The 11,190-nt window shown below is 42.7% G+C and carries 12 protein-coding genes; 10 read left to right on the top strand and 2 right to left on the bottom strand.

Going from position 1 to position 11,190, the window contains the following annotated elements:
- The 10 genes from IM479_RS14230 to IM479_RS14185 form a co-directional block, all read left to right on the top strand.
- The coding region (locus tag IM479_RS14230) for a transposase (protein WP_071784045.1) at positions 1–111 on the top strand (111 nt) is incomplete at its 5' end.
- A gap of 484 nt (positions 112–595) precedes the next feature.
- Positions 596–820, top strand: a complete 225-nt coding sequence (locus IM479_RS14225; RefSeq protein ID WP_286825787.1) for a Calvin cycle protein CP12 — start codon at positions 596–598, stop codon at positions 818–820.
- Between the two features lie 175 nt (positions 821–995).
- Positions 996–1,586, top strand: a complete 591-nt coding sequence (locus IM479_RS14220) for a DUF3177 family protein (RefSeq protein ID WP_004159290.1) — start codon at positions 996–998, stop codon at positions 1,584–1,586.
- A gap of 35 nt (positions 1,587–1,621) precedes the next feature.
- A complete protein-coding gene (locus tag IM479_RS14215) occupies positions 1,622–1,906 on the top strand; it encodes a DUF7734 family protein (RefSeq protein WP_286825785.1) in 285 nt (94 codons plus the stop codon).
- A 229-nt stretch (positions 1,907–2,135) separates the two neighbouring features.
- Positions 2,136–3,146 carry an L-histidine N(alpha)-methyltransferase gene (egtD, locus tag IM479_RS14210; protein WP_287687659.1) on the top strand — a complete coding sequence of 337 codons (1,011 nt, stop codon included), beginning with the start codon at positions 2,136–2,138 and terminating at the stop codon, positions 3,144–3,146.
- A gap of 40 nt (positions 3,147–3,186) precedes the next feature.
- Complete coding sequence (gene ovoA / locus IM479_RS14205) at positions 3,187–4,542, top strand: 5-histidylcysteine sulfoxide synthase (RefSeq protein WP_287687658.1); 1,356 nt, start codon at positions 3,187–3,189, stop codon at positions 4,540–4,542.
- 161 nt (positions 4,543–4,703) lie between these two features.
- Positions 4,704–5,138 carry a VOC family protein gene (locus tag IM479_RS14200; protein ID WP_286825783.1) on the top strand — a complete coding sequence of 145 codons (435 nt, stop codon included), beginning with the start codon at positions 4,704–4,706 and terminating at the stop codon, positions 5,136–5,138.
- 135 nt (positions 5,139–5,273) lie between these two features.
- Positions 5,274–7,052 (top strand): S8 family peptidase, encoded by a 1,779-nt coding sequence (locus tag IM479_RS14195; RefSeq protein WP_287687657.1) that lies wholly within the window; start codon positions 5,274–5,276, stop codon positions 7,050–7,052.
- A gap of 250 nt (positions 7,053–7,302) precedes the next feature.
- Positions 7,303–7,851, top strand: coding sequence for a response regulator (locus IM479_RS14190; protein ID WP_287687655.1), 549 nt, complete (start codon positions 7,303–7,305; stop codon positions 7,849–7,851).
- A gap of 388 nt (positions 7,852–8,239) precedes the next feature.
- Positions 8,240–9,019 carry a DUF1350 family protein gene (locus tag IM479_RS14185; RefSeq protein ID WP_286825780.1) on the top strand — a complete coding sequence of 260 codons (780 nt, stop codon included), beginning with the start codon at positions 8,240–8,242 and terminating at the stop codon, positions 9,017–9,019.
- On the opposite strand, the gene IM479_RS14180 is transcribed toward IM479_RS14185, so the two are convergent.
- Together IM479_RS14180 and IM479_RS14175 are read right to left on the bottom strand one after the other, a co-directional pair.
- Positions 9,016–9,729, bottom strand: a complete 714-nt coding sequence (locus tag IM479_RS14180) for a Uma2 family endonuclease (RefSeq protein WP_287687653.1) — start codon at positions 9,727–9,729, stop codon at positions 9,016–9,018. The genes IM479_RS14185 and IM479_RS14180 overlap by 4 nt on opposite strands.
- A gap of 38 nt (positions 9,730–9,767) precedes the next feature.
- A complete protein-coding gene (locus tag IM479_RS14175) occupies positions 9,768–11,021 on the bottom strand; it encodes an FIST signal transduction protein (RefSeq protein WP_287687652.1) in 1,254 nt (417 codons plus the stop codon).
- Between the last annotated feature and the right edge of the window lie 169 nt (positions 11,022–11,190).

Here is an 11,190-nt window from a genome sequence, read left to right as displayed (position 1 = left end):
GTCGAGGGAATCAACAATAAACTTAAACTAATAAAACGAAGAGGCTATGGCTTTAGAAACTTTCGGAATTTTTGGGTTAGAAGTATGTTATCTTGGCATCTTGTCTGTTGATTTAGCATAAAGAGTAACGAAGAGCCGGATTCCTTAGCATTGTCGGCATTTTGGTGACAGGAATGCTGACTATTGCCAGCAAAACAGTCTTTTTCCCCTAGTCCCTAGAATGATACTAAATCCTGTGTAAAAGGTATAGGAGAGTAGGTGAGCGCCAAAGCACTGGAGCGGGGAAAAACAATCGATAACTTGGCAGTTAATCACACTATTAAAAATGGATTTGGTGTAAGACGGCCTAAATAAGTCGGTATATGATTCTGCTCGCTGTCTATGCACTGGAGAAATCCCTCTGGCATTTCTCCAGTGCGGAATGTAGGCTAAAAATTGGCCCGGTCAGGAAATCTTGATGTTAAATTCGCCAAAAATTGCGCTAAGATCGGCTTAATAGAACAGGAAAGGCGATCGAGTGGGATAACCGATCCTGTGGTTTTAGAAGGTGACTGTATAATTGTTAAAGTGTCAATAGATCAATTCCAGAGGAATCATGAGCAATATCCAAGATAAAATTCAAGAAGAGCTAGAAAATGCCAGAGCCGTGTGTAGCACGGAAGGTGCCACCTCTGGTGAATGTGCCGCCGCTTGGGATGCGGTGGAAGAATTACAAGCAGAAGCAGCCCACCAACGTCAAGACCACCCCCAAAAAACCTACTTCGAAAAGTATTGTGATTCTAATCCCGATGCCGCCGAGTGTCGCGTTTATGAAGATTAATGTAGTCAGGCAGCGGTTTTTTCTCTCCTCACAGTAGAATCCTAGCTTTAGGGCGATCTTAAATATAAAAAGATCGCCCCTCGTTTTGTGGTTTGTTGGTCAAGCTTTGGCCGATTTTGGCTCCCGCACCCGAAGACAGTAAAATGTTGACAGTGTAATTATGTCTAAATAGTTTATGAATCAGCTTTGGTTTCGTCCTCTCGTTTGGATAGATTATCGTTTAGCCGTCCTATTTACGGTGATTATCCCGGCAATTTTGTTAATTTGGTCTTTATTTGCAAAAATCGAATCATTGCAGAAATTGTTGATTATCTATTGGCGAGTGGCTAGTCTTTTATTAATTACTGTATATTTAATGATTGCTTCCTGGCCGATTGGTTTTGTCACCAGTTTTTTAGCTAAGATTTTAATCCCGATTTCCCTCTGGTTTTGGGTGGATATTAACGATGAAATTAAAGATTTACCCGCCAGTCCAATTAAATTTGTCACCACTGCTTGGCGTTGGGCAGTAACGATTTATTGTCCTTTGGGCGCGATTTCTACCTTACCTTTTCTCTCCTGTGCTATGTCAGGGGAATTGCTAAATTCTCCCTATTGTCAAGTTTGGCAGGAAGCACCTTGGCAGTTTCGCGAGATTTTTCATTCAGAAGCTACCGCTAATGTTTTGGGCTTTTTTGGTTTAGTTGGTCTCTCTTTTTATACTCTCTATTTTGCCCATTTTCTTCTTATTCGCCTTGGCAAACAGGGACGTTCAGCTTTACAATAGTAGGTCTTTAGCTATCGATAATTAGCCATTTTTCTATGAATATTGGTAAACAACTCGAACAATACACCCTCAAAAATCCCCAAGAGGTTTTATTAGTGACTATTGCTGTGGATGGGGAGGAGGAAGAAATCTCTATTTTTAAAGGTTTTTCTAGTTCCCTTACCCGCAGCACCCCCTACGATCCCGATATTCCGATCATTCCTGAAACTGCTAGAGTTATTAAGATAGCTCGTCTTGCTAGTCCTTATCATCCCCTTAATCCTCGCTATATCCAAGAAAATCTTACCTTAGAGGAAATGCAATCTTTACTGATTAATTGAACCGGTAATTTTGCTTGGATAATATCAGCACCCATCTCGATGGATTTAACAGCTTTTATTGACGATCCATAAACTTTGTCTATCTAGACAAGAGGTAAATTTTGCGGCGTTTTAGTGGTAAAATTACCAAAGTACAATAATCTCTGCCAGCATTCAAGCTGTCAAAGTGGATTTCATCCTCGGCATCGATCGAGAACAATCAAAAAACTTGAGAATAATCGGAGAATCTATGCAACTTAACCCACCGAACCAAGAACTATTACAAATTGAGTATTTAGCTACCTTTACCACCAGTCACAATATAGTTAAAGATGAGGGAAAAGATGTGATTGAAGGATTAACTAAAACCCCCAAAAGCTTACCATCTAAATATTTTTATGATCGGCAAGGTTCCCAACTTTTTGAAGCAATCTGTCAATTGCCAGAATACTATCCCACTAGGACAGAAGCGGCTATTATTCAAGAATATGCCCAAGAAATTGTCGCCTATACAGGAGCCTGCGAATTGATAGAATTAGGCAGTGGTAGTTCCACTAAAACTCGTCTGTTATTGGACGCTTATTATCGGCAACAAAAATCCTCTAAATATATACCTATCGATGTTAGTGAAACTATTCTCCAAGCTAGTGCCATAGAATTACAAAAAGAATATCCTAATTTACCCATTCAGGGGTTAATTGGAACCTATGAACAGGCCTTAGCCTATTATCAAAACGCTTCCGATAATACCAGAATGATTTTTTTCTTGGGAAGTTCGTTCGGTAATTTTTCCGCCGATGAATGTGATAAATTCTTAGCAAAAATTACCACTGTCCTCAAAGCTGGAGATTATTTTTTATTAGGGATTGATCTCCAAAAACCAGCGGCAATTTTAGAAGCAGCTTATAATGATGATCAAGGGGTGACAGCCGCTTTTAATTTAAATATGCTTTCCCATTTAAATTGGCGTTTTCAAGCTGATTTTAACCTTGATTTATTTAGTCATCAAGCTATCTATAATCAAGACAAATCCCAAATTGAAATGTATTTAATTTCTCAAAAAACTCACCCTGTTCATCTCAAAAAACTCGATCTGACAGTTAATTTTCAAGCGGGGGAAGGTCTTTTAACAGAAATCTCCCGTAAATTCAACCTAGAAACTATGCAAAAAGACCTAGAATCAAAGGGATTAAAACCCCTTAGGGTTTTCACCGATCCTGAAAATTTATTCGGGTTAATTCTCTGTCAGTTATCCCTGTAAATAACGAAAACATTACCATCAGTAATAGAGGCATAAAAACATGGAAAAGATTCAAGCACAGGCTCCTATCTCTCTAAAAAACTGTAGTCGAGAAAATATACTCGACTATTTTGAAAATGCTTGGCAATTAGAAGATCTGCTGTTAAAAAGCATCATCAAAGAAGAAGCTTTTTATTGTAACCCTGACGATTTAAGAAATCCCCTCATTTTTTATTTAGGTCATGCTGCCGCTTTTTATCTTAATAAATTGCAGCTGGTTAACCTATTAAAAAAAAGCCCTAATCCTGACTACGAATTATTGTTTGGAGTGGGAGTAGATCCAGGCACTCCCGAAGAATTAAACTCTGCTATCGCCCATATTCAGTGGCCCGAGGTGGCTAAGGTTTGGGAATATCGGCAACAAGTCTATGAAATTGTGGTCGAAATAATTAAAAATATCCCCCTTAATCTTCCTATTCATCCTCAGCATTCTCTCTGGTCATTAATAATGGGAATTGAGCATCAGCGTGTTCACTTTGAAACATCTTCAATGTTACTCAGACAACTGCCCTTAGAGCGTCTGCAACGTCCTCAAGGGTGGCATTATGCCCCTTCTTTTGGTCAAGCTTATCCTAATCAAATGGTGGAGGTTTCTGGGGGAATAGTGGAAATTGGTAAACCCCAAGATTCTCCTATTTATGGTTGGGATAATGAGTATGGTTATCAGCAAGTTCAAGTTAACAATTTTCTGGTGAGTAAATATATGATTACCAACGGAGAATTTAAAGAATTTGTCGATAATGGTGGCTACGAAAATCCCAGTTATTGGGATGAGGAAGCTTGGCAATGGAAAAATCATTATCGAGTCAAATATCCTAAATTTTGGCTGGTAGATGAGCGAGGAAATTATCAATATCGAGCCATGTTTGATGCTCTCGATTTACCTCTTGATTGGCCGGTAGAAGTGAACTATTATGAAGCGATCGCCTACTGTCGTTTTCAAGGTCAAGGAATACGTTTAATGACGGAAGCTGAGTGGAATTTAGCCACCTATGGCAGTCAAAAAAATCGATGTTATACCCTAGAAAACGATAACTTTGAGGACTATAACCTCAATTTAAAATTCTGTTCTCCCACTCCCGTGGGAATGTTAAAAAATGCCGGCAATAACTCAGAAATTTATGATTTACGCGGTAACGTCTGGGAATGGCTAGAAGATGATTTTAATCCCTTAACTGACTTTCAACCCCATTACCTCTATGCTGACAATTCCACTCCTTTCTTTAATAGTCAACATAAAATGATGTTAGGAGGAGCTTGGGTGACTAACGGCACAGAAATCCTAGCCTACTATCGCAATTGGTTTCGCCGGAATTTTTATCAACACGCTGGTTTTAGAATCGCACAAAGTCTTTAGGTGGGGTTTTATCGATTTTCAGGTGGTCAATTACCTAATTTTCAGGGAAAAAGTGCCGAAAATTTCCCCGCGATTACTCCAATTCAAGAAAAAATTCCTGTAACAGTTGCCCCTCGATCGCTACAATAGAACCTAGTAGAGCGCGGATAAAATCGATCACCATGAATCAACCTGCAATTTTTCATCTCGCTATTCCGATTACCGATGTGTCCAGTGCTAAAAGCTTTTACTGTGATGGTTTAGGTTGTTTAGCGGGAAGGGAAACCGAGAAAGCGATAATCTTAAATTTCTCCGGTCATCAGGTAGTCGCTCACGTCACCGAAATGCCTCTTACTCCCCAAAATAGCATTTATCCTCGCCATTTTGGTCTCATTCTCCCCGCTGCCAGCGATTGGGACAATCTTCTGGTCAAAGCACGGGTCAATCAACTAAAATTTTATCTAGAACCAAAAACTCGCTTTACTGGGGAGATAACCGAGCATAAAACCTTTTTTCTGGAGGATCCTTTCTATAATCTCTTGGAATTTAAACATTATCGCCACTACGAAGCTATTTTTGCCAGTCGGGAATTAACAGCGATCGGCGATCGAGCTTAAAATAAACCACAGGTGACTTTTTTGTAACCGGTTAGTCCTCTCCTCAATCGAGACAAAAATAGGGGAACTTCGATAAGCTTTTCTCATCAAAACTACAAAAACCTTGGCCGGCAATGATCAATTCTTAGGAAATCTATGAAAAAACTTTTATTGTTAACCCTATTCATTATCGGTCTAGGATTTGCTCTCTTTAACTTTACTGGATTAGCAAATCGGGGCGAATATCAATCAATTTTGATCGACTTTAAAGACGATATACCCGTCAGCGTCCTCGATGAGCAGTTAAATGCTATCAACAAAAAAGCGGGAAAACCCACCAGTTTAAATAGTATCTTTTCCATCGATGAACATCTTTACACTGTCGATGGAGATAGCAAACTCCTGAAAACTCTCCGTAATTCCGACCTAAAAAAATACACCGAATCGATCGAAGCCGATTATATTTATCATGCTTTTATCGCCCCCAATGACCCCGACTATAGTAAACAGTGGAACCTGAGGGGGATAAACATCGAACGTGCTTGGGAAGAAAATCACGGTGAAGGGATCACCGTCGCCGTTATTGATACAGGTGTATCAATAGTTCCCGATCTGCGAGAAACCGAGTTTGTCGAAGGCTACGACTTCGTCAACGATCGCAGCAATGCCGAAGACGATAACGGTCACGGAACCCATGTAGCCGGAACAATTGCCCAATCGACCAATAATAACTACGGGGTGGCCGGCATCGCCTACAAAGCCAAAATTATGCCCCTCAAGGTACTTTCCGGGACGGGTGGGGGAACCGTGGGAGATATTGCCGAAGCGATCCGTTTTGCCGTCGATAATAAAGCCGATGTCATCAATATGAGTTTAGGGGGTGGAGGGGAAACCCAAGTAATGAAAGAGGCGATCGAATATGCCTATAGTAAAGGTGTGGTAATCGTCGCCGCTGCCGGTAATGCCGATGATAATTCCGCCGCCTATCCCGCCCGTTTTCCCCACGTTATCGGCGTTTCTGCGGTAGATGCCTCCGGAAATAAAGCCCCCTATTCTAATTTCGGGGCCGGAATCGATATTGCTGCCCCAGGCGGCTCCGATACGGGTAAAATTGTCCAAGAAACCATCGATCCGGCTAAGGGGGGGGAACCGGCGTTCCTCGGTTTTCAGGGAACCAGCATGGCGGCCCCTCACGTTGCCGGGGTGGTAGCTTTAATCAAGGCTGCGGGAATTAAAGAACCCAATGCAGTTTTAGAGGTTTTGCAACAGTCGGCCCGCAAGATCAATGATGATCCCTTTAATCATTTTGGGGCCGGACAATTAGACGCGGGCAATGCCCTACAATTGGCCCTGAAAGGACAGATTACTTTCCGGGATTTTTGGCGTTGGTTGCGCGATAACGGTTATCTCAATCCCCGTTTCTGGATTGATGGCGGCGCGGTGGCGGTTTTGCCCAAAATGGCCATGGTTTTGGGTTCTTATCTCCTCGCTTGGTGGCTGAGAAGTTATTTTCCCTTCTCCTGGAACGGATTTTTGAATGCTGGTCTAATTTTTGGCAGTTCTGGCTTATTTTTCCTCAGAGGTCTTTATATCTTCGATTTACCCCAATGGCCTTTCCGAGTGATGGGGAGTTCTCTTTCCGACCTAGGAGGTGTTATTCAGGGAAGTTCTGCCCTTAATCCGCTTTTTGCCAGTGTTATCCTGCCCTTTGTCCTGATTGCTCTGCTTTTAGGTCATCCCCAAGCAAAATGGTTAGCGGTGGGGGTATCTTTAGCTATGGCGGTGACTTTAGGTATCAGTGCTGTTATCCATCCTACTCTGATCTGGTTAGGTTCCGGTACGATCGCTCAGGCATTTTTGGGACTAAATGCGCTTTTATGTCTCGGTTTAGGTTATTTAGCCCTCAAAAGTGCTAGTTCATCCCGATACGCTTAAACAGGAGTTACAATGGGACAATAAGGGTGATTTACCGATAAAAACCTCTTTGGTTTTGGTATCTTCCTTTGGTTTTGCATTGAGTTCTCCTACAACAGCAGCCTCGGACATTAACCGAGGTTTTTTCTTTATGATGTATGTTAGTTTCTAAGGGTTTTTTGGTAATCTCCAATCCCTATGGCGAAAGTTTTCCCTAATACCCCCTCGAATCAACCAGCTTATCTATTGTCTCTTTTCTAAGGTGTCTATCGTGTCAAATCATAAAATTCTCGTTATCGATGACAGTAAAGTGATCAGGATGCACGTTCGCGATATGTTACCAGAGGGTAACTTTGAATTTCTCGAAGCTAAAGACGGATTAGAGGGTTATAATCTCATCCGTACCGAAACCCCGAATTTGATTATTTTGGACTTGCTTCTCCCGAAAATGAGCGGTTGGGAGGTGTTTCAGCAAATCCAAACCGAAGATAATCTCAAAAGTATCCCCCTAGTGTTAATGTCGGGACGGAAAGAGGAGGTAGTAGAGAAAATCCCCGAACCTTTCCAGTATTTTGCCTTTATTGAGAAGCCTTTCGACCAAAAACAATTGGTACAAGCGATTAAAGAAGCGATGGCTAAGGCCAAACAATATTCCCCCAAACCAAAAGTTTTTAGCCCGAAACTAGAGCAACTCACCGGGGATTATAGCACCGATATTCAGACTCTCCAGTCCCAAATTGCCCAAATGCAAACAGAAATGGAAACTATGAAGAAACAAATGTCTCAAATAGTGGCTTTTATTAAGAAAAAACTGGCCTAGAACTATTCATCCCGATTTTTGATGACTTGGGCAAGCAGTTATCCTTATCCGGCAGTGCCAATCTCTGGCTAATCTCCTATCCCTTTTAAACAGGATTTAGTATAAGATCAAGTAGTCTTTATTTGGTGAGTGACTAATACTAAATCCGTTGAGTGTAGGCTACTTATAAGGATAGGCAAGAGGCAAGAGGCAAAAGGCACTCATGCAAGAGGAGGAATAGATAATCAGTCTTTAATAACTGGATTTAGTATAAGTTATTAATTAAATGATAACTAATTATGATACTAAATCCGTTGAGTATAGGCTACTTATAAGGATAAGCAGTCATGCAAGAGACACTCATGCAAAAAGAGGAATAGATAATCAGTCTTTAATAACTGGATTTAGTATGAATTGGCAAGAAATAGCAGGTAATTGGGTTTTTCTCCCCCGTCGTCCCCGGGGTATCATTCACTTTTTAGGGGGGGCATTTGTGGCGGCGGCCCCGAATATTACCTATCGTTGGTTATTAGAAAGTCTTGGGAATTCAGGATACGCTATTGTTGCTACTCCCTTTGTTAATACCCTCGATCACACATCGATCGCCCGCACAGTTTTAAACCGTTTTGATAATATTATTGAACGTCTGCGCTGGAATCATAGTCTGCCCCAAGGTTATCTCCCCATCTACGGATTGGGTCACAGTATGGGGTGTAAACTACATTTATTAATCGGTAGTCTCTACGAAGTGGAACGGGCGGGAAATATCCTCATTTCCTTTAATAATTATCCCATTCGTCGGGCTATTCCCTTTATCGAACCTTTGCAAATTGACACCACTTTTAACCTCGAATTTACCCCTTCCCCCGAAGAAACAAACGAGTTAATTTTCCAAGATTATGCCATTCGTCGCAATCTTTTAATCCGTTTTCAAGACGACACGATCGATCAATCTCTGGTCTTAAATCCCCTGCTAAAAAAACGCTTTAATGATTTAATTGCCCTGCGAACTCTCCCGGGCAATCATCTCACTCCCTTGAGTCAAGATGTCAGTTGGCAAACCGGAGAAGTATTTACTCCCCTCGATGCGATCGGCCAATGGTTAAAACAGGGACTTGCCCGGGATAATTCCCGTCTCAAAGATGAGATTCTCCAGTGGTTAAATCCCGTCCTTCCCGCCTCGCGTTAGCTTTCCTCTAGATTAATCCCCATTGCCCGTAATTGCGCCTCTATGCGGGCTAATTTTGCCTCAGCTTCCCGGGCCCGTTGACGTTCCTGTTGGGCTTGCTGTTCGGCGGCATTGGCTCGTTGTTCGGCTAATTCCGCTTTTTGCTTGATTTCTAGGGTGGTCAAAAACCGCGAGCCATCGGGATAAAAAATAGCTAACTGGGGACTCTCCAGTTGAAAACGGATCTGTAGAAGCGGACTCTGCCAATTATCAATCCCGGTAATCATCTCCAATTGACCACCCCTTCGCCACCAACCCTGTAGATAATTAGCATCAGGATCATAGAGATAATATTCCTCTACGCCAAAACGCTGATAAAATTGCCATTTTCGGCGCATTTCCGCTTTAGTGTTGCCCGGAGAGATAATTTCAAAGACCACCTGCGGCGCAATCTGGTTTTCTAACCATTGCTTATAGGAACCTCGATCGCCCTTGGGTCTGCCAAACACCACCATAGCATCCGGCGCTTGACAGATTTTATTATCCCCCTCGACCGGATACCACAACAGATCGCCGGCGATAAACACATGGTCATTGTCTGCGAATAAACATTCGAGATTTTCCTTAATCGTCACAATCGGGCGAAACTGTTTGGTATTATCGGCCATCGGTTTACCATCACTATCGGGATAGATAATCTCCGACTCAGAGAAAGATTGGGCTTTTACCATTGTTCTACTCCCTAGCGTACTAACTATCTAGTATAACATTAAATTCCCTGACGAAAGAGGGCAAAAGCCGAAGTATAACCGTGTAAAAAAGTGCGACCGCCCACTGGCCCGATTTCTCCGTTGCCAAAGAAGCCGGCGAGGGGAACATTGGCGAAATAACGCTGAAAAAGACCCGAATCAAAGTCCGGTTTTTCGTAGAGATTTTCCCCGCGACCGAGACAGGAAAAGATTAAAGCCCCTAGTACCTCTGAACTATTAGGTTTTTCTTGGGCAAAAGCTTGCAAAAGTAATTCTAAATCTAGGGCGGAAGTGTCAGCATCGCGCAGGTGAAATTGTACCCGCTGGCCTGGACGAACTCGATCGCCAATTGCGATCGCACCTTGACGAGGATCTACTCCCAAAACACTGCGAATTAAGAAATCCCCGGCCTGCAACTGCATTTTAAACTCATCCCTAGCAATACCGATAAAAAGGGAGTTTTGCACTAATTCTCGGTCTTTTTCCCTTAAGGAGGGGATTAAATTCCGCAGTAGGTTTAAAGGTGGTTGCGAAGTCCCATCGGCCTCTTTACTGGTCATGGAGATGATAATATTGCGTTCTCCCTCACTCACCTGATAAATCGGTCCAATGGGACGACAACCCTGGGCGACAATAGTTTCGACGATAATATTGCCAGAAAGGGCGATTCCTACGGTTCCCTGACGATAGAGATAGGTATTACGGGGTTTTTGTTGATCGTGGTAGAATAGACCCCCAGAACGTTCAATCATGCCACCACTGACTAAACCGCCGATTTTGGCCGAACTGGGGTAGGCAAAATCCAAACCCTCTAACAGATCATTGATGCGACTGGAAAAAGGATCGGCTAAAAGGATAAATTGGGGATTTTTGGCCGCTTCTACCCCTAATAATTCTGTCCAACTAGAGGGGGAACTGTCGAGATCGGGCATTTCCGCCGCTTCGATATAGAAAGGCTGTACTTCCACATTGGGCAAATGGGCGACGGTGAGACTTAAAGCCGGACTCGCTTCGATTTCTCGCGCTTTTTCCCTCTCACCCATGCCGACAATCCCCGCCCCACCGCAGCCAATCAGGACAGGAACAGGGAGTTTATCCAAGATTAAGGGAACTAAACGGGGATAGTCGCTGGCATAGGCAGAAGAAATAAAAATTATGGCTAAATCTGCCGATCCGACTAATTTATCTTGCACTTTTTCCACTACTTCCGTCACCGCCGCTTCTAGGGAGGGACGGGTTGATAGGGCATTAATCCACTCGATGCGATCGCTCATGTTTCTTGACCCCAAATTTGGTCTAAATGTTGACGCTCCCCGCTCTAAAGAGACGGGGATTCTTCGTTCATTGAGTCTCCGTTAGCAAGCAGGATTTCTCCAACCAACCAAGAGGGAATCTCTCCCGAAGCGTTTAAAGTTTGCGTGCGCCCCACGCTACTTAATCCCT

Source organism: Microcystis sp. M165S2 (assembly GCF_020245885.1).
GTDB lineage: Bacteria > Cyanobacteriota > Cyanobacteriia > Cyanobacteriales > Microcystaceae > Microcystis.
The sequence above is the reverse complement of the archived record's forward strand: the minus strand, read 5'-3'. Positions and strand labels throughout refer to the sequence as shown.

What these genes read in the sequence shown, in the direction of transcription:
- egtD (WP_287687659.1), top strand. Translation starts at nt 2,136, where the DNA reads ATGCAACTTAACCCACCGAACCAAGAACTATTACAAATTGAGTATTTA.
- ovoA (WP_287687658.1), top strand. Translation starts at nt 3,187, where the DNA reads ATGGAAAAGATTCAAGCACAGGCTCCTATCTCTCTAAAAAACTGTAGT.
- IM479_RS14200 (WP_286825783.1), top strand. Translation starts at nt 4,704, where the DNA reads ATGAATCAACCTGCAATTTTTCATCTCGCTATTCCGATTACCGATGTG.
- IM479_RS14180 (WP_287687653.1), bottom strand. Translation starts at nt 9,729, where the DNA reads ATGGTAAAAGCCCAATCTTTCTCTGAGTCGGAGATTATCTATCCCGAT.
- IM479_RS14185 (WP_286825780.1), top strand. Translation starts at nt 8,240, where the DNA reads ATGAATTGGCAAGAAATAGCAGGTAATTGGGTTTTTCTCCCCCGTCGT.
- IM479_RS14195 (WP_287687657.1), top strand. Translation starts at nt 5,274, where the DNA reads ATGAAAAAACTTTTATTGTTAACCCTATTCATTATCGGTCTAGGATTT.
- IM479_RS14215 (WP_286825785.1), top strand. Translation starts at nt 1,622, where the DNA reads ATGAATATTGGTAAACAACTCGAACAATACACCCTCAAAAATCCCCAA.
- IM479_RS14220 (WP_004159290.1), top strand. Translation starts at nt 996, where the DNA reads ATGAATCAGCTTTGGTTTCGTCCTCTCGTTTGGATAGATTATCGTTTA.
- IM479_RS14225 (WP_286825787.1), top strand. Translation starts at nt 596, where the DNA reads ATGAGCAATATCCAAGATAAAATTCAAGAAGAGCTAGAAAATGCCAGA.
- IM479_RS14175 (WP_287687652.1), bottom strand. Translation starts at nt 11,021, where the DNA reads ATGAGCGATCGCATCGAGTGGATTAATGCCCTATCAACCCGTCCCTCC.